The organism is Bacteroides sp. 519 (genome assembly GCF_010500955.1).
In the GTDB taxonomy this organism is placed as follows: Bacteria; Bacteroidota; Bacteroidia; order Bacteroidales; family Bacteroidaceae; genus Bacteroides.
Window position 1 is genome coordinate 11,800 of sequence record NZ_QVMJ01000005.1, and the last position, 24,267, is coordinate 36,066.

The following is a 24,267-nucleotide window of genomic DNA, read 5'->3' on the forward strand; positions in this document are numbered from 1 at the left end:
GGGTTCCCATGCGAGTGAGTGATTTATCTACCCCCAGTCGCTTCGCTTCACTGGGGGTTATTCAAATTGAATCCCAAAGGGATTCCCTGAGATGTATGCGCTTTTATACAACACTATGTTTTATACTATTATTGCTTTATTATGTTTCAAGGATAAATATAGTGAAACTTTTGAGTATACAACGAAAGAAATTACCTAAATCAGTCATAACAACTGTGCCATGCTTGTGGCACAACTTAATTATCACCAAACTTATCCTTACGCCATTGCATAGGCGTTACCCCATAGAAGGTTTTAAAGCACCGGCTAAAGTATTTGGTCGAAAATCCCAGTTGTACAGCTATGTCGGCCACATTAAGGTGTTTATGGTGTTCGAGCAGATTAACAGACTCCTGCAATTTTAAATTGAGCGTAAATTCATTAGGGGTAAGGTTGGTTATGTCTTTAATTTTTGTGTATAACTTGTTTCTACCCAAACCTAATTTTGTAGCCAACATGTCCATATCGAATTCCGGATTCTCAAAATTTTCTTTAATAATTGCAGTGGCCCTATCAATTAATTCCTTGTCGACCCCTGTTTGAATATCAAAGCTAATAACAGAATTATCCGGTTTTGCTATGTTTCTGTACAGCAGTTGCCTATTTTTTATAATACTGTTACAACGGGTAATCAGTATATCCATATTAAAGGGTTTGGTTACATAATCATCGGCCCCAAACATATAACCTTCGATTGTTTGGTCAACAGAGTTCTGGGCTGTAAGCAACACAACAGGGATATGTGCCAGATTAATGTTATTCTTAATCTTATAACACATCTCTTTGCCCGACATTTCGGGCATCATTACATCACTCAACACAATGCTGGGTTGTAGGTCCAGTACTTTTTCCAATCCCTCTTTTCCATTCAAAGCTGTATATACTTTGTATTTTTTCGAAAAAGCATCTTTCAACAACTCAAGCAATTCTTCATTGTCTTCAACAATAAGTATTGAAAACTCAAACAATTCGTTGTCCGAAACCTGCACACTATCAGCCGGATGTTCTGTTTCCTCTTCTTGTGTTTTTTTCTCGTATGTTTGCCACGACACCTGTGCATCATTAACAAGTTCTTCTTCCAGGAAATGAGCACTTCCTAATGGCAGCTTAATTTCAAAAAGGCTCCCTTTGTTAACAGTACTATGCACTGTTATCTCACCATGATGGCTTTCAACAATCTCTTTGGTTAACGCCAAACCTATCCCTGTACCTAAACTAAAGCCCGATGTTCGGTATTCTACCTGATAAAAACGTACAAATATCTCGGCCAGTTTGTCGGATGGTATTCCAATACCGTTATCTTCTACCTGAATGAGTACACAATTGGTATCCTGTTGAATTCTTATTGTAATCTCTCCCCCGTTCGATGTATATTTAAAGGCATTCGATAACAGGTTATAGATGGCCTTACCAAATTGGGCGGGATCTATATACACATTGATTTCCTTGTTGGGATGCACAAAGTTGTACCGAATATTACGTTTGTAAGCATAATCCTGAAAAGACTCGTATAATTCTTTTGTATACAAAACAATGCCTGTTTGCCTAACTTTTAATTTATAAAACCCTTGCTCTAGTTTACGGAAGTACAGCAACTCCGAAATCAGCTCGTACATATGTTCGGCATTTCTTAGTATCTTCCGGTTTCTTTGTTGTATGTTGGTATCGGTTTTTCCGTTTTGCAATATATATTCTGTTTGAGCTATAATAAGGGTTAATGGTGTGCGTAGTTCGTGCGATATGTTTGTGAAGAACCTCAGTTTCATTTGGTTCATTTTTTCGTTCTGCTCTTTTTCGCTACGTTCAAGTTCAACAGCTAGTTTTAATTTAGAACGCCACACAAAGAAACGGATGGTACCTGCTATTGCCGCAGCAACTAGCAACAGGTAAACCATGTAAGCAACAGTGCTTTTATAAAAAGGAGTGCTTATGGATATATAAAGCGAGTGCGACTTGGCCTTATCGCTTTCGGGTTGTACCTCGCGAACAGTTAGTTTATAATCTCCCGGATTAAGGTTTGTATATACAATTGTATTGGTTGCCAGTAAATTCCAGTCTTTATCGAATCCATCGAGTTTATACTCGTAATTATGCATGGCATTTTGCGAGTAATTGGAAGATGCAAACTGCACCGATATACTATTCTGGTTATGTTTGAGTTTTATTTTATCGCAAAAAGGAAGTGCTTTGGTTAAGATTTTTGTTTCATCGTTTGGCACCACCCGTTTGCCGTTAAGGTGCAGCTTATCGAAATAAAGAGAATACACTAATGATTCAAGATTCATCAACTTTGATTCGGAAAAAGAAACCAATCCATTAGTTCCACCAACAAACAGTTCGTTCGAAGTGGTAATGTAAGAGGTATTTCCATCAAAAAAGCTAGTCACCGGAAAGTTATCGGGCGATTTATAGATACTGCTACCTTTAACCGGATCGAAAATAGCCATACCATTATTATGCAGCAATACTAAATTGTTTTCGTTTGTTTCGAATATATGATAACAGAAGTTGCTGATAACTTTCTTATTGTCTTCTGTATAGTTTTCAAAAGTACCGGCATCAGGGTTGTATTTAAACACACCCGATCCGGCTGTTCCAAAAAACAAATCACCGTTTTTGGTTTCGCAAATAGCAGTAATTTTAAATTTCCCTATGGTTCCCGGTTTATCCTTTTCGTATTGAAAAAATTCTCTTTTTCCGGTTTTAAGATCAATGCACTGCATTCCATAAGAAGCCAGCCACAATCTATCCCGGCTGTCGATATAAAAATGATAGATAAAACTACTGTTTACCATTTGTGTAAGTGTATCGTTACCAATGGGATATATCTTTTCTGTTGCAAGATCAAGCTTGTGTAACCCCGAAGCATTCAAAAAAATAAGATCACCTTTATAGTACTGAAGCCCTCGTACCGAGTTGGCAGCTAATGCACTTTGGGTGGTTTCGTTTAGCAGCCTGAACTTTTTAGTAGGTATATCAAATATTCCCAAGCCTCCATTGTGCACGCCTAGAAACAGCCTGTCTTTTTCTTTATGATACCATATACTTTTCAAATTGTAGTTCAATGCCAATTCGGGTTTGGGGCCTTCGTAAAGATAGTGTGAAAACTCTCGTGTAGATAAGTCCAAACAATTTAACCCTCCACCTTCGATACATATCCATAGCTTTCCGTGGCGGTCTTCAACCATATTACCTACAAAAGGAAAACTCAAACTATTTGTTCCTTGCGAGGCAGCATTATAAAAATGAAAAATATCTGTTTGTGGATTAAAGTAATTAACACCCCCAAAATAAGTACCTACCCAAAGTGTTCCTTGTATATCTTTATACAAAGCAAATACCGACGAGTGGCTCAGGCTATGCGGCCGGTTGGCGTCGTGCACATAATTACACCATATTTCTGTTTCCGGGTCGAAGTAGTTCAAACCAAAATAGGTACCTATCCACAACCGGCCAAAATCGTCTTCGAGAATGGTACGTACCTGATTGCTCGATAGAGAGTTCTTACCAGATTGGTGCACATAATGGGCAATAACATTTCCGGCCAGGTCGAGTTTGTACAATCCATGATCGTTTGTGGTTACCCAAACATAGTTTTTACTGTCGACAAAAATAAACCGTACATGCACATTTTTGAGTACATTTTTGTGTTCCTGCGGATTACTGGATGTTGCAATTGTAAGTCCGGACATCCGTCCTATCCATACATGGTTTTCGTTGGTAACAGTTAATGCAGTAATCGCCCCCAGGTTTCTTTCTATTGTTGTGTACTGAAATATCTGCTCTTCTTCTTCACGGTATTGAAAAACATCATAATTGGTAGCAAACCACAAAACTCCTTCTCTATATGTTATTTCCTTGAGTCCCCCCCTTTTAATACATTCAAATTGCTCGTTAACAAGGTTGTATTTAACCAAATCACCTCCGGCATTCAGATACAAGCTTCCCTTCTTATTACCATAAATAGTATGAATGGTGTTTTGTGTTAATCCTTCTTCTTCTTTTGCTGTAAATACTTGTGTTCCGGTTCCATTATATCGGCATAAACCCTCAACGGTTCCAAACCACATAGCTCCGGTTTCATCCTGATAAATGGAATAAATATTAAGTTGCGGCAAATTATCTTTATTACCCAAATGATGAAAGTACACATTATTGGCATAAGACAATTGTGCAAATACAAATAGTAGTAGATGTAAAAAAATACGTTTCATGAGATTTAAAGTGGTGTAATTGTGTGGGCAAATATAATATTTAATATATTGTTTTGTGCAAGTAGGTACAATTTTCACCCTAAATCGGTACAAAAAGGACCCGTTATATGGAATCTGCCCATTACTTTTGCAACATCGATACAATAATTACCTTAATGTTTAACTCTCTATAATAAATAAAACAATGGCAGAATAGAAAAGCACCTTAAATGAAGAAATCTTCAATTTTCTTGCTAAGTTCTAAGTGAACTAAGTATCCAAACGACGAAAAAGAAATTATAATAGAAAGAAAGGGTAATAAAACCTGATTGTTTTTTGATTGTTTTATGATTTGTAGATGTATTTCGAAGAATTTCGATGGAAAAAGTTACAAATTATAATTAACAAAAAACCTATTATTGATGTACTAAATGTAATAATACTTAGTTCACTTAGAACTTGGCATCCAAGGGGAAAAGTCCCCATGAATTCAATTATATTTTTTTGTTAACTAAAAGAATAATTATGAAATTTACGCGAAAAAGAAATCTAAATCTATTGAAACACCTTTTTGTGTTGATGGCTCTGTTATCATCGACATTGGTGATGGCACAAAACCAATCAATTACCATTAAAGGTATTGTTTCTGAATCTACAGGACCACTAGTAGGAGTAAATGTTATAGTAAAAGGAACCAGCAATGGAACTATAACCAATCTTGATGGAGAATACACACTCACAGTTCCCAATCAAAATGCCATTCTGGAAGTATCTTATATTGGATACGTTACCCAGGAGGTACAGGTAGGCAACCGTACCACTATTAATGTTGTTCTGAAAGAAGACAGTGAAATGCTCGACGAAGTTGTAGTAGTAGGTTATGGTATACAGAAAAAAGTGAATGTTACAGGTGCCGTTTCTACTGTTCAATCGGGCAAACTGGAAAGCCGTGCAACAACTAACCTTTCTTCATCGCTTGCTGGGCTAGCCTCGGGGGTAACCGTTAGACAAGGTTCGGGAAAACCGGGAGATGACGAAGCTAACATCCGTATCCGTGGTATTGGTACATTTAGCAGTAGTTATCTTTCACCATTGATTATTGTAGACGGATCGGAAGCAACCATGAGTTCGGTTAACAGTGAAGATGTAGAGTCTATTTCGTTTTTGAAAGATGCTGCCAGTGCTGCTATTTACGGATCGAGAGGAGCCAATGGTGTGGTATTAATTACAACCAAAAAAGGAAAGAAAGACGAAGCACCTAAAATTACCTATACTGGTTTGGTGTCGAACATGCGAATGAGTGGTAAGGCTTTCCGTTTTGAAGATAGCTATGCCGAGTACATGGAAATGGCTAACCGCTGGAGTACAAACCTAAAGTGGGATGCAGCAACCAAATATACTTCAGATGATATTGATGAATGGCGCGCCGCTGAAAAGAAAGATCCTAATAGCACTGATAACCCTTACGGAGTGCCTAATTATCTGGCTTATCCAAACACACAGTGGGTAGATCATCTCTTTTTGCCAAGCACATCGCAAAAACACAATCTATCGATTGTAGGTGGTAGCGAAAATACAAACTACCTTTTATCGTTAGGCTATCAGGATAATCCAGGAACACTGGAAAACACAGGAAACGAAAGCTATTCGGGCCGTGTAAACCTAGAAACCAGAATTAGCAAGTATTTAAAAGTTGGTACACAAACATACGCACAGTTCCAAAAAAGAGAACCAGGTAATACCAGCTTTACATACATGTTCCAGAACACACCAGCTATGACTCCTAAACACAATGGTATGTATGGAGTAGCTGTTGATAACTCGTCGCCAAACAACTTGTTGGCTACAGTAGTAAGTACAGGAGGTCATTACGATCAACTACGCTTGAATACTACATGGTATGCAGGTATTAAGGTTATCGAAGGCCTTACTGCCGATTTGCGATATAACTATCAAACAACAATCAATGAAACTGCTATTTACGATAAGAAAGTTGATAAGCAGAACTTCCGTACAGGCGAAATAACATTAGGTAAAAACAGCGAAACTGCTACAACCACACGCTCAACCACACGTTACTGGAATAACACAGCAACCGCAACACTTAATTACATGAAAACATTCGGTGATCATGATTTTACAGTGTTACTTGGTGCCGAAAGATATTACTGGAATGTAAAAGGATTCAGTGCTAAACGTACAGGAATACTCGACCTTAGTTTGCCCGATTTCACTTCGGCTCTCGACTTATTGGATCCGGTACTGGGTGGAACTGCCGAACAGGATTATGCTGTTGTTTCTTACTTTGGACAAAACCTTATGAAATTTCTCGTCATTTACTGATGAGTGCTTATGAACATGTTAAGGCCAATGGTGGTAACAGCGGCATCGACAATGTTACTTTGGAGGATTTTAAGAAAGACTACCAAAACAGTCTCTATAAGATTTGGAATCGTATGAGTTCCGGTAGTTACTTTCCTCCTGCCGTTAAACTGGTTGATATTCCTAAGAAAGGTGGCGGTGTTCGCTCCTTAGGTATACCTACTGTTGGCGATCGTATTGCTCAAATGGCCGTTGTGTTGGTTCTCAATCCTGAACTGGAACGTTACCGTCCGGGTAGAAGTGCTCACGATGCCATCAGCAAAACGCGTGAGCGTTGCTTTCGCTACGATTGGGTACTGGACATGGACATCAGCAAATTCTTTGACACGATAGACCATGACCTTTTAATGAAAGCTTTGGAACGTCATGTTAAAGATAGTTGGTGCTTGTTATATATCCGTCGTTGGTTAAAAGTACCTTACATGCGTGCGGATGGCAGCTTGATAGAGCGCAGCCGAGGAGTACCACAGGGTAGTGTGATCGGCCCCATTTTATCAAATTTGTTTCTGCACTATGTTTTTGATAAGTGGATGGAACTTAATCAAAGCAAAATTCCTTTCGAAAGGTACGCTGATGATATAGTCTGCCATTGTCGAAGCAAAGCAGAAGCAGAATGGTTGCTTGATGGTGTCAGTGCGCGTTTAAGTAAGTGTAACTTATCCTTAAATCTTGATAAGACTCAGATTGTTTATTGTAAGGATAATCGTCGCAGAAATAACCATGAACACATTAGTTTTACGTTTCTTGGTTATGAGTTCAAGCCTCGTCGTGCAGTAGACAAACATGGGAAAGTCTTCACTGGCTATCTTCCTGCTGTGGGAAAGACAAGTAAGAAGCATATGTCTGATGTTATCCGTAGCTGGAAACTTCATAGGTATACCCACTGCAATATTGAAGTCATAGCTGATTTTATCAACCCTGTAGTTAAAGGTTGGATAAATTATTATGGTAAATTCTATCCCACTGAGTTGAAAACGTATCTAGGTCATCTGAACATAAGATTGGCCGTTTGGGTAAGTAGAAAGTTCAAACGTTTCAAAGGTAGGAAGGTAGCTGCAATCAAATGGCTGGAGGGTGTAAGTAAGCGGGATAAGCACCTGTTTTATCATTGGAAATGGGGTGCTGTTCCCAGTTAGCAACATAAGGTTGGATAAGAAGAGCCGTATGAGGGGAGACTTTCAAGTACGGTTCTGGGAGAGACGTAGGCTGAGATGCCTACGTCTACTCGACTATATTTTACTATCACTGCATCTATCACTAGTATAATCAATTGATTTTCACTTTATTAAAAGGGTTAGTGATAGCAGTGATAGCAAAATCGCGAAAAAACATTTTCTGAGGAGATGCTGAATTAATGGTAAGGGTATCCTCATTGACTCTGATTTCATTCAATCCTCGCTGGATGCGAGGGGGATAATATAGTAATATGCAGAATTTCTTCAATTTTAATGATGGTATTCAATGTTAGATTTTCTTTTCCTTTCAATATACGACTTATATATTGCTGTGATACACCCATCATTTGGGCTAAGTCAGTTTGCCTTAATCCCATTGCATCCATTTTAGTGAGCATCATAGTTGCTATCTTTTGAGACTCACGTATCCATTCGCGATTAGCTGCCCTGAACTCGGCTTCTTCCCTCCATTTTGATGGAGTATCTGATTGAAACCGTTCTAATCTTGCTATTTGTTCATCTCTTTCTTTCATAATCTATTCATTTATATAATCGAAAAATCCATCTTCATCGACAATTCCATTATCTTTAAGGAAATTGCGAACTTTTTCTAATTTAACAAGTTCCTGGCGTGTATGTTCCCGTTCTTCCATAGTAGCGGTTAATTTTATTGCACCGCCAGTGATAATGTATATTCCTGTTGTTAATTTTATCGCATATAATCTTAACCAGGATTTATTCATTTTGCCTTTAGACTTCTCTAAAAATAATTCGTGTTGATAATGGCTTAAACGTTGAAAAATAGAGTCCAAGTCGGCATCTGGCTCGATGTCCAATACTATTTTTTCCAGTATTTCACTTTCATCTATTGTTATATCAATTGCTTCTTGAATAGAAGATATTTTAAAATAAGCTGCATCATCCCAATTCTCTTTAAAGAATTCATATAGCACTAAAGGATTATTCCAATCATTAAATAGTCTTGTTAATTCATCTGAATCTTGTTCTGGATATTGTATGGCCCATAAACGGCCATCCTCTGTTATTCTATTTATATTCATGATTGATGCTTTGTGATACAAATATAAGGAATAGATTTTAAAAACACAACTTATAAGTTGTATTTCACTGTGGTTTAATACTTCAAACCCAGCTTCTTCCGCGCAAACTCTTCGATAAACAACACCGTTTCATCTATACCTAAAATCGAAGAGTCAATACATAAATGATAAGTCGCAGCCATTCCCCATGTTTTGTAGCTGTAATAGTTGTAGTATTCGGATCGTTTTTTGTCTGTTCGGTTTATCAGGTCTTCGGCTTCGCTTTTCGAAATCTGGTTGTTGGCCGAAACCCTTCTTATGCGGTCTTCCAGCGAAGAAGAAACAAAGATATTTACTGTTCGTGGATTATCCCTAAGAATATAGTCGGCACAACGGCCAACAAATAAGCAGGACTTTTCGGCTGCCAGTTTTCTTATCACATCGCTTTGTATCTTAAACAATGTATCGTTGCTCAGGTAGTTGGCATAAGGCATGGTATTGTCGGTAAACAAAGAAAACCTGTTACCAAAGAATCCTCCGATTATGGTTTGCGAAGGTTTCTCGTCGGCTTTTTCAAAGAATTCCTCACAAAGTCCGCTTTCTTTGGAAGCAAGGTTAATCAATTCTTTGTCGTAAAAAGAAATACCTAAACGGTTGGCTAGTTTCTCACCAATTTCTTTTCCGCCGCTACCTAATTGGCGGCCTATGTTGATTACAAAATTGTTATTCATGACAGTGTATGATATTAGTCTGTCACAAATTTAAAATAAAAAATTGATTTAAGACAAAAATTAGACACAGATGACGCGGATTGCACGGATTTAATAACACGGATATTATTATAGAGATTAATCCGTGTATTAAAATCCGTGCAATCCGCGTCATCCGTGTCTAAAAACCATTAAACTTTCTGTATCTAACCAGTGCCTCTAAAAAATAATAATCGGCATAAACCAGTGGTTTATCTATTTCGTTGTGATGTGGAATACTACCCACGCAATGCTTAATTATGAAGTTTACATTTGTTCCCAGTTCAGCACGATACTGTGCCGAAGCCAGTGTATATAGCATTTGAGTAGCCAGATCGATATATTTCTGTGTTTGTGATATGTGTCCCAGTTCAAATAGTGCCGAACAAGTTATAGCTGCTGCCGAAGCATCTTTCAGTTTTTCTTTGAATTCAACTGCATATGATTTACCTTCGGGTTTGTACCCATTTTGTCCTACATTAAAGTCCCATACAGGAATAAGATCTTCGGGAAGGTTCTTTAAATAGAAATCGGCTGTTTTTATTGCTACATCCAAATATTGTGGGTTGTTTGTTTCGCGATACATCATGGTAAAACCATAAATAATCCATGCCTGTCCGCGTGCCCATGTTGAGTTGTCACTGTATCCCTGACAAGTTGCCTGGTTTTTAACCGCACCTGTTATTGTATCGTAATCAACCACATGATAAGTGCCGTAATCCTCTCTGATATGGTTTTTAATGGTTGAGTTGGCATGAGTAACAGCAATATCATAAAACTTTTTATTGCCCGATAATTTTGAAGCAGCAAACAACATTTCCAGATTCATCATGTTATCTACAATTACAGGATAAAACCATTCAACAGTATCATTCCATGCTTTGCGGTAATTCCATGATTTTATTGATTTGGTACGTTCGTCGTAACGAGACGATAACGACTCTGCACTTCTTATTATAATATCCTTGTATTCGGGGCGTGGTGCAAGGCGTAAGGCATTGCCATAACTACAATACATCATAAAACCCAGATCGTGATGACCGGTAAATGTTTGCAGCGATTCCAAAGAATGTGTCCATTGTTCGGCATACTTTTCCCATTCTTTATCGCCAGTAAGTTCGTATATATACCATAAATTACCGGGGAAGAAACCAGGTGTCCAGTCGTATTTGCTGGTAACAACCAGTTGCCCGTTATCGTTCATGGTACGTGGATAATTTTTTCCTGTAGGTTCACCTATTCCAGCCAACATCAATCTGGTTTGGGCAACGGCAAATTCGGTATTGTCTTTTATAAAAAGATCTTTGTCGTTATTGCCATCACAGGCTTGTAGCAGAGTAATTGCTAATACCCATATCAAAATTTTATATCCTGCTTTCATTTAAAATGTATTTAAGTTGTTTGGCATGTTCAATTAGTTTCTCTTTAGAGAGGAAAATGAAGGCGTCTTCATCAGACGCCTTCATGGTGGGTACAATCTTTTTACGTTTTAATCATAGAGAAAAAATCCTTAATAATAACTTATACCCTTTATTAGTAAATCCAACCTGGTGTTTTCTTTAAAGCAGGATTCTTTTCAATTTCAACACTTGGAACAGGCCAGATACTATAATCATTTGTTGTAGACCATGCTACTTTACCATTACCACTACTTTGCATACCATTACATGTATGAGCTGCAGGAGTGTAACCCATATAAGGTGAGAATTTGGTTTCGCGCAGTGTTCCCCAACGCAGTTCTTCGTAGAAGTTTACTCCTTCGTTTACAAGTTCACGGCGAGATTCATCTCTGATCTTCTTAATGGCATCTTCTTTATTGGCAAAAGTGTATGCAGGCATTTCAACACTTGTACGTGCTCTTATTAAATTAACTTTTTCGGCAGCCCCAATTAAATCATCTTGTTGTGCAAGTGCTTCGGCCCACATCAGTAATACGTAAGCATAACGAAGAATCGGTTCATCAATAGGACTGTTTTCAATGTACTCACAATCATATACTTCCATAATGAATTTACGATGACGATAAGCAAATTCGGCCTCGGCTGTTCCGTCTTGTCTTAAGTCGTAGGGCGATTCAACACCCAAGCCTTTTTGTGCTGCAACCGATTGATTTGTTGCGCCAACCGGCCAGCGGAATATATAAGGTACAGGGGTAGTATTTCCTTGTTTGTTTTGGTCGGCATCTGTACCCAAGAATACTTCGCCATAAGGAACAATAAGGTTATAATGGAAACGTGGATCGCGGTTTGTCCATGCTTTTTGCAAGCGTGCCTCATTACCCTCAGGTAAGTATCTGTCTTTCGTTGCTTCGGGTATTTTTTTGTCTATTGCTGTCGCCATTTTATCGCTTACAAATTGTTTTCCATCGGCTTCTTTGTCACGTAGGAAATATACCAAACGTTCTTTTTCGGGTGTTTCAAAGAATTCCGGAATAACATCTTCCCAATTAAAAGGAGTACCATCTTTGTATTCATACAAGTCAACAATAGCAGGTGATGCACTGTATTGCGACCAACCGGTTCCACCTGTGCGGTCGCCTGCCGAACGTGTACCGCCTCTAAGCTGCATAGACGATCCATATCCGGGTTTTGAAATGTTTTGCACCGAGAAAATCATTTCAATACATCCTTCGTTGGCTTCGGTAAACAGTTCTCTGTATCCACCTTGGAAAAGATCGTAACCACATCCTTGCACTTTTGCAAAGTCGTCGGATGCTTTTTTCAACAGGTCCTTATCAATGCTGGTTCCTTCTACTTTACCTGTAGCATTGTTGTAGTTATATTTGGCCCCTTGCATCAGGTATGCTCTACCACGTAATGCATAAGCAGCCCCTTTCGATACTCGTCCGGTTTCTTTATAACGGTTAGGAAGGTTAGGCTCGTTTATACAATCGGTTAAATCGGCTACTATTTGTGCCCATATTTCGTTTTCGGGCGATTGCGATTTCACACATTCGTCTACCGATTTAATAGGCTCTGTATAGAGTGGTACACCAAATCCATAGCGTCCGTATAACTCATTTAAACGCATGTAATAATATGCCCGAAGAAATTTACATTCGGCAAGCAATCGGGTGCGTGTTTCTTCATCTACTCCACCACCACCGGGTTCCGACAGGTTGTAGATACCATCGTTAGCACGGTGTACACCTTCGTATAATGTTTTCCACATAGTCGAGAAGAAGGTATCTCCTGCTCCTGCTGTACCATTCAGATAAGGAATAGAGCGGTATGCTTCGCCTGTCATTCCCAAACATTCGAAAGGAATTACATTAAGTTGGTAACTGGCAGACCCATATACTCCCCATTTACGCATAGCCGCATATACACCTGCAACACCTTGATTGGTTAGAGATGCGTTTGTCCACATGTTGCTGGATGCTACCTGATCGTATGGTGCAGTATCCAATATATCGCACGATTGCATTGTGCAGAGTGCTACAAGAAGTAAATATATTATTTTTTTCATGTCTATAATCTTTATGTACTGATTAGAATGTTAAATTAATACCACCCGAAAAGATTCTAGGAATAGGATAAGAAGTAAATCCACTACCACCAATTTCAGGATCAACACCAGGATAATTTGTAATAGTTAACAAGTTTTCGGCTGAAACAAAGATGCGTAAGTTTTTAATTTGCGCTTTCGATGTCCATGCTTTTGGTAGTGTATAACCAATTTGTAGTGTTTTAAGCTTGATGTAAGAAGCATTATACAACTCGGATGTATTGTTGCGGTGTGCCGATCCTACATTACCAATACGCATGTAAGCTGCATTTATATTTGCTTTAGGGTCGGTAGCTGGGTCATAATCAGGATTCAACAGAGACTCTTTGGGATCGCAATAGTAATAAATGTCGCGGGCATTGCGGGCTATGATTGTTCCTTCTTGCCAACTAGAGCTACTCATACTATTAAAACCACGTTCGTAAATGTGATAGTACATGCCTGCATTACCTGCCCATGTCATATTGATATCGAAGTTTTTCCAGCTAGCCGATAGGTTTATACCATACGAATATTTAGGTGTTGATGATTTACCAGTAAACACACGGTCGTTATCGTTTGTACCATACATACCATCACCGTTTACGTCGGCATACACACATTCTCCATACCATAGTCCCGAGTTTTGTCCAACACTTTGATTATTAAAGTTATATACTTTATTTCCATTCGCATCGGTGTATTCGATCATAGCTTTTACCCAATCCAAATCGGCTTTTGTACGAATCATACCATCGCGTGGACCACCTTTGGGGTCAGGGGTTTTTCCGTCGGCCAAATAAATATTTCCATTACCCTTGTGGCGTTCCCACATATAGTATTCGTCGAACTTATGATCTTCTACACGTATTGTAGTGCCCGAATAATCAGCAGTTTCTCCTCGGTTACTTACCCATACTTTGTTACCACTAGCATCAGTTTCCCATCCTTCTTTATACTTGCCTTGATATTTTACAATGGCATTGTGGTTGTAAGTGAAGTTGGCGCTTACGCTATATTGGAAATCTTTTATTCTATCGTTCCAACCTATTGTTAAATCCAATCCGCGGTTACGCATATCAGATGTGTTGGTTGTAGGTGCAGCAACAGTACCCATTGTTAAATAAACCGATGGTGATGCCAAAATACCTTTGGTAGTACGTTGGTAGAGGTCGGCTTCCAGTGTTAAACGATTGTTGAGGAATCCGGCTTCGATAGCAACGTTGCTTGATGTAACGGCTTCCCAATGCAAAATAGGATTAGCTATTTTCTTTTGATACAAACCGTCGCTGGTATTACCATTGAATGAATAATTTACTCCTCCGTATGCAGCTTGCCATTCGTAGTAACCAGATGTTGTGTTACCCAGTTTACCCCATGAAGCACGTAACTTTAAATTAGAAAATACATCTTTCATATTTTCCATAAATGGTTCTTCGCTTATACGCCATGCTGCCGAGAACGAAGGGAATGTACCCCAACGATAGTCGGGTCCGAAACGCGACGAACCGTCACGACGGAAGTTGGCTTCGAACAAGTAACGTTGTTTATAAGCGTAGTTTAAACGTCCCTTTCATTAAGTCCTCCTTTCTAAAAGAAAGTTGTTTAACAATTAATACACAGATAAGCTGCTCCCTTCGCTCCATACCCATTACAGGTACTTCAACACTACTACGAAGCAGTCCGCCACAACCATGAGCATCAGTACTCAGTATCTTGGGGGGCTTCCCCTTGATAGGCTCCTTTTGCATCTCATGATTGCTTCCCGTGTTCCATAAACAAGCCACATGTAAGGTCATGCCATCTTAACGCCGAATGCCGTGTAAGCAGTAAACAGGTGCATCTTACACTTATCCCAAGGATGGTAGAATCCCTTGGTTTTGACATTGTTTTTACAGCTTTTCGACGCTTCAATGATGGTTTCCTTGCGGTCATCTCCTTACATAATACCTGACGATTAGAAACCGCCTTTTAATGTATCGCTCACTACCAAGTCTATTAAACAAAGCAGCATACACCGGTTTGGAACCTCCTCCTGCAAGGCGATTCCGAGGGGACAAATCCCTCATCTTGTTCATAGTTGCGAAAGGTTGAATACAAAACAACACTTTCTCACGGCACACTCTACCACTGCTATCACTAAAAAAATCGCAAGTAAATTCTTTATTATACCACTAAATCACTAACTAACAATCACTTAAGTAAATTGCAATATCCTGAGTGCTTATCACTCCAATCCTATTCATTCACTATATTATTCTTATTGTTTTCCTTGCCTATCCCTATAGATTTCTTTAAATTTGCCACTAGCATCGACTTTGTAACACCCGGGTGTACAATCTATGTACACCCGGATGTACAGACCATGTACACCCGGGTGTGCAAGCCACGTACACCCGGGTGTACACAATATTAACACCCGGGTATTACCAAACAAAATCTTATAGGAATCAAAACAAAACCTAATGCAAATAACCACCTACCGAAAGACTAACGAAACCCAAACACAACGGGTATTGGAACTGGAAACAGTACTAAAAAACCTGCAAACCGAAACAAAAGCGAAACCTGTAACCGCTTTGAGAAACAACCTGATATACAATTCAGGTGGAAAACGTAGTGATTATGCCGACAAACTACCTGCATTGGTGTTTAGCGGAGTATTTAAAAAGAAAGGAAGTGAACAGGAACTGGTTACCTACAACGGACTTGTTATGCTAGAAATAACTAAACTTACCGGAATAAAAGAGGCAGTGCAGTGGCGCGATGTGGCATCCACATTTCCACAAACCTTATTGGCTTTTGTAGGTTCGAGCGGGAGAAGCGTAAAAATAATCATCCCCTTTTCATTGCCCGACGGTAGTTTGCCTAGGGATTATGAACTGATTAAAATGTTTCATGCGCAAGCCTACCGCGAAGCCGTAAAATGGTATCAGCCCCAGATAAAGAGGGAAATAGAACTGAAAAAGCCTGATTTGGACCGTGGATGCAGGCTTTCTTACGATCCGGATTTATACTATAACCCGCACGCAACGCCCATACGCATGGAGCAACCGGTTCGCACACCGGCCGAACCTACATACCGTGAGGTACAACAGGCCATAAAAGACCCTTTGTTAAGGCTGATACCGGGATACGAACGGAACGAGATTATATCGACATTGTTTGATACTTCGTTGTACGATGCCCTCAATATGATAGATGGTATAGACTGGGAGAAAGACGAGTTAAAACCATTTCTCACCAAATTGGCCGAAAACTGTTACCAGTCGGGCATACCGGAAGAAGAGGCAGTGAAATGGACATTGCTTCACCGCGACTTCAGGAAATACGAAATACATATCAGGGCCAACTTCCGGGCCGTTTACTCTCTTGCCAAAAAGTTCGGCGGCAAACCTTGCATAACATCATCCATGACACTGGTTGCACAGTTGGACGATTTTATGGAACGCAGGTACCAGTTCAGGCGAAATACAATAAAAGGAATGGTGGAGTACCGTGAGCTGAAATCGTTCTACTTCGACTTTCGCCCGCTTACCAAGGAGGCCATGAACAGTATTTCACTGAATGCCACAGCCGAAGGTATCAGCGCATGGGATGCAGACGTGAAGCGTTACCTGCATTCGGACCGCATACCAGTGTACAACCCCATTGAAGAGTACTTGTTTGCATTGCCCCATTGGGATGGTAAAGACCGCATCCGCATACTTGCAAATACGGTAAGATGCAATAATCCCCGTTGGGCAGACTTGTTTTATACCTGGTTCTTGTCCATGGTTGCGCATTGGCAACGGGTAGACAACCGGCATGCCAACAGCACACTGCCGTTGCTGGTGGGCGATCAGGGTTGTGGTAAATCTACTTTTTGTTTGAACATTCTGCCTCCGGAGTTACGCGATTATTATACGGACAGTATTGATTTCAGCAACCGCCGCACTGTTGAGCAGGCATTGGGACGGTTTGCGCTTATCAATATGGACGAGTTCGATTCCATAAGTCCTTCGTATCAGGGTTTTATGAAACATATTCTTCAAAAGGCGGTGGTGCAAACCCGCTTGCCGTATGCGGGTACCACGGATGCTATTCGCCGGTATGCTACATTTATTGCTACGAGTAACAATTTTGATTTGTTATCGGACCCTACAGGCAGTCGCCGTTTTATTTGTGTGGAGGTTGAGGGGATTATTGATTATTCTCAGCCAATTGATTACAAGCAGTTGTATGCACAGGCGGTACATGCCATCCGCAATGGGGAACATTATTGGTTCAGCCACGAGGAAGAGGCCTATATTACTAGTTGCAATCAGCGGTTTGTGCGTACATTGCCCGAGGAGGAGATTTTACTGGCTTATTTCCGTTCGCCGGTTGGAGACGAACCGTTCGAGGAGCTCACTTGTGGGGAAATGTTGGAGCGCATCCGGAGTAAGAATACAGGTTTTAAATGTAGCAAAACGGCTGCGATTACATTGGGACGTTCGCTAAGAAACAAATTCGTCAACCGTCGGTTAAGTAAGGGCACGGTTTATAAAGTGACTGATAATCAGGAGTAAAGATTAAAATAGCATGATGTTATTTAGTGATAGCAGTGGTAGATGTATTTTACTATCACTGCATCTAGCACTGATTTAATTGTTTGATTATTAATATGTTGCATGGGTTAGTGATAGCAGTGACAGCAAAATGACGAAAAAACATTTTCTGAGGGGATTTGATTTTTATGTTTGTTAGGGCACTTTGTTCTGGAAAAGTCTAAGGTTTTCCACGGGATACTTCAGACTTTTCCATGGGAAAGTGTAGAGGGGGTTGAGTATAATAAAAAACTCAATCTTTCAAGGTTTAAAGTTGTTATATCCTTGAACTTTAATATATTTGTAGAATAATAAACAAAAAAATCTATGTTGTTAGAATTTAAGGCCTCGAACTATCGCTCGATATGTGAGGAGCAAACTTTAAGTTTAGTTCCAGCATCAAAACAAAGTACATTTTTTAATTAAGGAGTTAAGAGATTGGATTGCTTTCTATAATTATCAAGCATAATTTTTAATCTAACTAAAGCATCTGAGCAAAAAAATCATTAAGGATTCTAAATCCATGCCGGGCTTAACTTAATGACATTGGCACTTTGTTAGTGGCCGGCATTATTTCTTTATCATTTTTTCTAATGCTTTATCCAGCTTATCCTTTCTTACCCCCCTTGCTTTGATAATTCCCTTTTCATCAATTAGAAAGTTATCCGGAATGCCATACACACCATATATGAATGCTGCTGTATTATAGTGACTATCCAATTCGCTTACATGATTCCAATTTAAATTGTGCTGTTCTATAGCCTTCAGCCAATCTTCTTTATTCATATCCAATGATACGGCGAATACCTCAAATCCATATTTATGATAATTATCATAAGTTTTTTTAAGGTAAGGCATATCACTTAAACAAGGTCCACACCAGGAAGCCCAAAACTCAAGTAACACTATTTTTCCTTGAAATTCGGAGAGTTTTCTATTCTGTCCATTTGAATCCAACATCTCAAAGTCAACAAATTTGTCTCCGATGTTTAATTCTTTGTTTAATAGTAAATATTGTTCAACTATTTTGCCATCATCAGAATCCCTGACCTTAGGAGCCAATTTATTAAATAATTCCGTAGTTTTTTCTTTTCCAAATGTTGTACACATATTTGCAAGTGTACGTGCACTTGCAAGACTGTCAAGATTGGCCTCAATATACTCAATGTGTTTTCTTTTCCTACTCTCGTGAGACTCCCGTTTGTTACCACATCCAAAAAGTATAAAAGTAATTGTTAATAAGGTAATTGCTTTTGATTTAACGCTCATTGTATTCTGATTTATTATAAATTCTCCCGATAAGTACACCCACTCTTCCACTCGGAACAACCGTATGCCGTTTTTCCTTTAATAATTGTACCCTTTCCACACAGCGGACAAGGCTTTCCTACCTTATCTTCCACTTTTTTGGCCTTGGGTTTTCTTTCTCGCTTCTTGGTTTCTTTTTTAGGCTCAGCCTCTTTAGGAGTACTGGTATCAACAATGGTTATCCGGCGGTTTGAATTATCAGATAAAACACTGTTCACAACCTCTGTAACCATTTGTTTTAGCTCTTCAAGAAACAAACGGGCATCATATTTCTTTCTTTCAATCTCACGAAGTTTCTTTTCCCATATACCTGTAAGCTCGGCAGATTTAAGAAGTTCTTCGTGAATAATCTGAATAAGTTCTATACCTGTTGGGGTAGCAACCAAGTTTTTTTTCTCTTTACGAATATAGTTACGTTTAAATAGTGTTTCAATAATTGCCGCACGGGTAGACGGCCGTCCGATACCATTTTCTTTCAGGGCATCACGCAATTCATCGCTATCAACTAGTTTTCCGGCAGTTTCCATGGCACGCAACAAAGTTGCTTCGGTGTATAGTTTGGGCGGTTGCGTCCATTTTTCATTTAGGTCGGGCACGTGTGGACCGCGCTCTCCTTTAACAAAATTGGGCAGAACGGCTTCTTCGTCGTTATTCTTTTCTTCTGTTTGTTCCTTTGCAAAAACCACACGCCAACCGGGTTCAAGTATTTGTTTACCAGTTACTTTAAACTCAATCTTGTCTACCTCGCCCAATACAGTGGTTGTAGATATCTTACAATCGGGATAAAATATAGCTATAAATCTACGGGCAACCAAATCGAACACACGACGTTCCATCTCGCTCAGGTTTTGTGGATAAACACCTGTGGGAATGATGGCATGGTGATCGGTTACTTTGGAACTATCAAAAACCTTTTTGGATTTAGGCAACTTAACGTTTTGCAACGAAGCGGTCAATGCCACATAATCTTTCAATCCCTGCAAAATGCCGGGACATTTAGGATAGATATCATCACTTAAGTAAGTGGTATCAACACGGGGATATGTGGTTATCTTTTTCTCGTATAACGACTGAATGAGTTTCAAGGTTTCGTCGGCCGAGTAACCGAACTTCTTGTTACATTCTACTTGCAAAGAAGTAAGGTCGAAAAGACGAGGAGCATATTCGGTACCTTTCTTGGTAGAAACATCGGTTACTCCAAAGTCGGACTGCCGCACGGTTTCCAGAAAATCCATTCCTTCTTCTTTGGAAGTAAATTTTCCTTTTGTGGCCGAAAAGGTAGTATCCCGGTATATGGTTTTGAGTTCCCAATAGGGTTCCGGCTTAAAGTTCTCTATTTCCAGTTGCCTGTTTACAATCAATGCCAATGTTGGGGTTTGTACCCGGCCAATAGACAATACCTGTCGGCCTTGTCCATACTTTTGTGTATAGAGCCGTGTTGCATTCATACCCAACAACCAGTCGCCAATGGCACGAGATAGTCCGGCCTCGTACAATGGTTGAAATTCGGATTGGTCTTTGAGTTGCTTAAACCCTTCTTTTATAGCCTCTTCGGTAAGCGAAGAAATCCATAAACGTTTTACCGGACATCGTGCTCCGGCTTTTTGCATAACCCAACGCTGAATAAGTTCTCCTTCCTGCCCAGCATCGCCACAGTTTATAATTTCATCTGCGGCAAGCATTAAGGTTTCTATAATACGGAATTGTTTTTCGTAAGTGGGGTTTGATATTAGTTTGATTCCAAACCGGGGAGGTATCATAGGCAAGCTACTCAAGCTCCACGACTTCCATCGTGGGGAGTACTCGGCAGGTTCTTTCAGGGTACAAAGATGGCCAAAAGTCCAGGTTACCTGATAACCGTTTCCTTCTATATATCCGTCTTTTCTATCCCGGGCTCCTAAAACTTCAGCAATATCACGCGCTACAGAGGGCTTTTCAGCAATACAAACAATCATTATTAATTAAGAATTAGAAGGCAAAGGTAATGAATTGTTGGTTGCAACAACAAACTTACATGAAATTTGGGAGATTTTAAAACCCTACAATAAAATTACCCAATGATTTTGCATATCTTTGTCGGCTGGTGAACATATTAACACAAAACTGAAAAAGGGTAACTACTAGATATGGATATTTCCAAATACAGACAACAACTTTTCAAACAAAAAGAAATACTGGAGAATACATCCAGACAACTTAAATCCGAATTTATAGGTATTGATACTGTAATAGACCAAATTACTGATGCTATTAATTCGTGGTTCTTCTTCCCCGAGATGCAAGAGCGCCCTGTTATCATTAACTTATGGGGATTAACCGGAACAGGAAAAACATCGCTTGTTAAAAGATTATCCGAGCTTTTAGGATTTTCGGACCGCTATTTCCGTTTCGACTTGGGCGAAAGTGGCAATTCCTATTACGGAATTCAGGATACTTTCAAAGATATTTACGAAAGCAGCAATGGCGATCCTTTCATTATCGGTTTAGACGAGTTTCAACATGCACGCACTATTAATGAAGACAATGAAGAAGTAAATAAGGCCTCTTCGCGCGCTGTTTGGGATTTACTGGACACAGGGAAGTTCGACATGATTGATTTTGAGTACAACACCAGTTGGTTTAACCGTCTTATAAAATCGTTAGATCTTGCATTAAACAGAGGTGTAGAAGTTGAACATGGTATTATAGTAAATGGCAAAGCCATATACAATGAGATTATGACTACCACCAATCAGGATGAAGATGAAAGTGAAGTATTGAATAAAACATATTTTATTTCCGATCAGAATGTAAATACCATCTTCGACCTTGTTGACTTTATGTTTGTTACCAAAAGCGATTTACGCGAAAAACTGAATGAGATGGATGGCGAGGAAACACTTGCTTACCTAATCTATCTGTTTAAGAAATCGCTACGTCCTAAAAATATAGACTGTACGCGGGCACTGGTATTTGTTATGGGAAATCTGGACGAGGTTTATTCTATGACCCGCAATTTCAATCCGGATATGAGTGCTAACGAGTTTCATTACGAATCTACACGTATCACCGTTACACAAGTAAAAGAGGCCCTATTGACCCGTTTCCGCAGTGAACAGATAGCTCGTTTAGGTAATACCCATATTATTTACCCGGCATTTAACGAGGATAACTTTTACAACATTATTCGTTTAGAGTTAGAGAAAGTACGTCGTAAGGTACAGGATACTTATCAACTGAATTTAACCTTCGATAAGTGTACGGAATCTCTTATTTATGAAGAAGGAGTTTTCCCCACACAAGGTACTCGTCCGCTATTTACCACCATACATCAAATTGTTAATACCCGGTTGGGCAAGATTCTGAATGAAATATACCTGAATGGTTTCTTGGTAGATTCTGTACATTTCAGTGTTGACGAAACAGCACAAACAGATCATGCTACTTTACTGATTGATTTTATTAATAACAGAAAAATCATTCACAGGCTTACCGATAAATATGCATTGGTATTAGGAAAACTACGCAAACCAAGGCACGACGATGAACAGGCTATTGTAGCAGTACACGAAAGTGGTCATGCTATTCTTTCAACCATACTAATGAAAACATTGCCCAATGTAGTATTCTCTGTAACGGCAGATAGTAGCAGTGATGGTTTTGTGTTTGCCCGTCCGGAATGGAATTACATTTCGCGCAAAGAAATCATTAACCGGCTGGCAGTTTTGTTAGGTGGCTTGGTAGCCGAACGGATTATTTTTGGAGAAGAGAATGTTACAATTGGTTCGAGCACAGATATTAACCGAGCTACTCAGTTGGCTATCAAAGTGCTCTATACTTGTGGCATGGGTAATACCCGGGCGTATTATGGCAATCAACATACGGATCGCCCACCCGGATTTATTCTGGATAATCACAGCGATGGGATTAACAAACAGGCTGAGGAATTGATTTTTAAAGCAGAAGAACTTGCACAACAAACACTGGAAAAACAGAAAACATTGCTTATCCGTATGGCTGATTATCTCAGTGATAACCGGTCGGCCGATAAGAACAAGATCCGGGAGTTTGTTGAAAAACATGCTGTAGATTTTGATTTGAGTACTGTTGTTGAGAATGGAGAGAATGTATTTTACAGGCAGCATTTGAAGAAACTAGCCGGCGAATAAATAATCTGGTATATTCTTAATTACTTTTTTTCTTAAATTTGTTGTTATAGTATCGAATCTATATCATGAAGAGATTTAAGAACATAACCATTCATTTATACATACTGCTGGGAAGTATATTTGTACTTTCCGGCTGTTCAGTTATACGGTCGATAGGCAAATATCCTTCGAAGAAAAGGGAGGCAGAATTTGCTCAACTACCCAACTATAAAAACCGTTCATTCCAAAACATCTATAATACAGATACAATTATGTATCTCAACAACCGGGTTCCGCAAGAAGTGAAAATGCGCCAGTTCAGAAAGCGCCCGAAACTTTCACAGGATATCCCTTCGGTTAAAACCAATTTGTTGGATACTGTATTTCCTGAAACAACTATCGTTTGGTTTGGTCATTCTTCATACCTTATTCAATCCAAAGGTTTCAATATACTGGTAGATCCTGTTTTAAGCGGGTACGCCTCTCCCCTATTCTATTTTAACAGAAGCATGCCGGGCAGCCATATTTATAAACCCAAAGATCTTCCGGCTATTGATTTAATTGTAATCACACACGATCACTATGACCACTTAGATTGCAGTACAATACGCAAATACAAGAAGAAAAAAGAGACAAAAGCCATTGTTCCTTTGGGTGTGGGCACCCTGTTGTCTTACTGGAACTGGAAACCTGAAAGATACCGTGAAGTTAACTGGGGTGATACCGTTGAAGTAGCTACAGGTATTCGGATCATTTCTACACCTGTACAACATCGTTCAGGTAGATGGACAAAGAAAAACAGAACCTTGTGGAGTTCGTATGTGCTCGAAATACACGGTCACAAAATCTTTATTGGTGGTGACAGCGGTTACAACAAACATTTTAAAGATATTGGCGACATGTATGGTCCGTTTGATCTGGCCATACTTGAGAATGCCCAATACAGTACAGAATGGCCTAAGAACCATTCGTTTCCGGAACAGACAGTTCATACGGTACAGGAGTTGAAAGCCAGAATGGTGCTTCCGGTACATTGGGCACGTTACGCCGCCTCTTACCATATATGGAATGAACCGATTAAAGAGTTAGTACCCCTCATGGATACAATATGCGTACCGATAACCGTACCCCGAATTGGAGAACCATATACAATTGGTGATACACCTAAAAGAGAGATTTGGTGGGATTTCGAATAATTGA

14 protein-coding genes and 1 pseudogene are annotated in these 24,267 nt (G+C 39.5%); 5 read left to right on the forward strand and 10 right to left on the reverse strand.

The genetic code is table 11. From position 1 onward, the window contains the following. Positions 1-236: 236 nt before the first annotated feature. Positions 237-4,253, reverse strand: coding sequence for a hybrid sensor histidine kinase/response regulator transcription factor (locus D0T85_RS06420; protein ID WP_163211420.1), 4,017 nt, complete (start codon positions 4,251-4,253; stop codon positions 237-239). Positions 4,254-4,757: 504 nt separating this feature from the next. Between D0T85_RS06420 and D0T85_RS06425 the strand changes: the two genes are divergently transcribed. Then, positions 4,758-6,575, forward strand: coding sequence for a SusC/RagA family TonB-linked outer membrane protein (locus tag D0T85_RS06425; RefSeq protein WP_239060656.1), 1,818 nt, complete (start codon positions 4,758-4,760; stop codon positions 6,573-6,575). Then, positions 6,575-7,750: a group II intron reverse transcriptase/maturase gene (gene ltrA, locus D0T85_RS06430; RefSeq protein WP_163211422.1), complete on the forward strand. Its 1,176-nt coding sequence runs from the start codon at positions 6,575-6,577 to the stop codon at positions 7,748-7,750. The genes D0T85_RS06425 and ltrA overlap by 1 nt, the downstream gene beginning before the upstream one ends. A 248-nt stretch (positions 7,751-7,998) precedes the next feature. Here ltrA and D0T85_RS06435 read toward each other — a convergent pair whose 3' ends face one another. From D0T85_RS06435 to D0T85_RS06465, 7 genes are all read right to left on the reverse strand, one after another. Next, complete coding sequence (locus D0T85_RS06435) at positions 7,999-8,322, reverse strand: helix-turn-helix transcriptional regulator (protein ID WP_163211424.1); 324 nt, start codon at positions 8,320-8,322, stop codon at positions 7,999-8,001. Positions 8,323-8,325: 3 nt separating this feature from the next. Then, complete coding sequence (locus D0T85_RS06440) at positions 8,326-8,850, reverse strand: hypothetical protein (RefSeq protein ID WP_163211426.1); 525 nt, start codon at positions 8,848-8,850, stop codon at positions 8,326-8,328. Between the two features lie 74 nt (positions 8,851-8,924). Next, the gene (locus D0T85_RS06445) at positions 8,925-9,560 is read right to left on the reverse strand and encodes an AAA family ATPase (RefSeq protein ID WP_163211427.1); all 636 of its coding nucleotides are present in this window, start codon (positions 9,558-9,560) and stop codon (positions 8,925-8,927) included. 160 nt (positions 9,561-9,720) lie between these two features. Beyond that, complete coding sequence (locus D0T85_RS06450; protein WP_163211429.1) at positions 9,721-10,959, reverse strand: glycoside hydrolase family 88 protein; 1,239 nt, start codon at positions 10,957-10,959, stop codon at positions 9,721-9,723. Positions 10,960-11,111: 152 nt separating this feature from the next. Beyond that, positions 11,112-13,046, reverse strand: a complete 1,935-nt coding sequence (locus D0T85_RS06455; RefSeq protein WP_163211431.1) for a RagB/SusD family nutrient uptake outer membrane protein — start codon at positions 13,044-13,046, stop codon at positions 11,112-11,114. A 22-nt stretch (positions 13,047-13,068) separates the two neighbouring features. Continuing rightward, positions 13,069-14,601, reverse strand: a complete 1,533-nt coding sequence (locus D0T85_RS06460; protein WP_163211433.1) for a TonB-dependent receptor domain-containing protein — start codon at positions 14,599-14,601, stop codon at positions 13,069-13,071. Between the two features lie 10 nt (positions 14,602-14,611). After that, on the reverse strand, positions 14,612-14,863 hold the full coding sequence (locus D0T85_RS06465) for a hypothetical protein (RefSeq protein WP_163211435.1): 252 nt from the start codon (positions 14,861-14,863) through the stop codon (positions 14,612-14,614). 666 nt (positions 14,864-15,529) lie between these two features. Between D0T85_RS06465 and D0T85_RS06470 the strand changes: the two genes are divergently transcribed. After that, on the forward strand, positions 15,530-17,614 hold the full coding sequence (locus D0T85_RS06470) for a BT4734/BF3469 family protein (protein WP_163211437.1): 2,085 nt from the start codon (positions 15,530-15,532) through the stop codon (positions 17,612-17,614). 588 nt (positions 17,615-18,202) lie between these two features. Here the strand turns inward: D0T85_RS06470 and D0T85_RS06475 are convergent. Together D0T85_RS06475 and D0T85_RS06480 are read right to left on the reverse strand one after the other, a co-directional pair. Next, positions 18,203-18,901: a peroxiredoxin gene (locus D0T85_RS06475; protein WP_163211439.1), complete on the reverse strand. Its 699-nt coding sequence runs from the start codon at positions 18,899-18,901 to the stop codon at positions 18,203-18,205. A 140-nt stretch (positions 18,902-19,041) separates the two neighbouring features. Then, positions 19,042-20,895: pseudogene (locus D0T85_RS06480) on the reverse strand (DNA topoisomerase 3); the annotation flags it as partial. 171 nt (positions 20,896-21,066) lie between these two features. On the opposite strand from D0T85_RS06480, the gene D0T85_RS06485 reads away from it, so the two are divergent. Both D0T85_RS06485 and D0T85_RS06490 read left to right on the forward strand, forming a co-directional pair. After that, entirely contained in the window at positions 21,067-23,088 is a 2,022-nt protein-coding gene (locus D0T85_RS06485) for an AAA family ATPase (RefSeq protein WP_163211443.1), read from the forward strand. A 65-nt stretch (positions 23,089-23,153) separates the two neighbouring features. Continuing rightward, on the forward strand, positions 23,154-24,263 hold the full coding sequence (locus D0T85_RS06490; protein WP_163211445.1) for an MBL fold metallo-hydrolase: 1,110 nt from the start codon (positions 23,154-23,156) through the stop codon (positions 24,261-24,263). Positions 24,264-24,267: the final 4 nt, after the last annotated feature.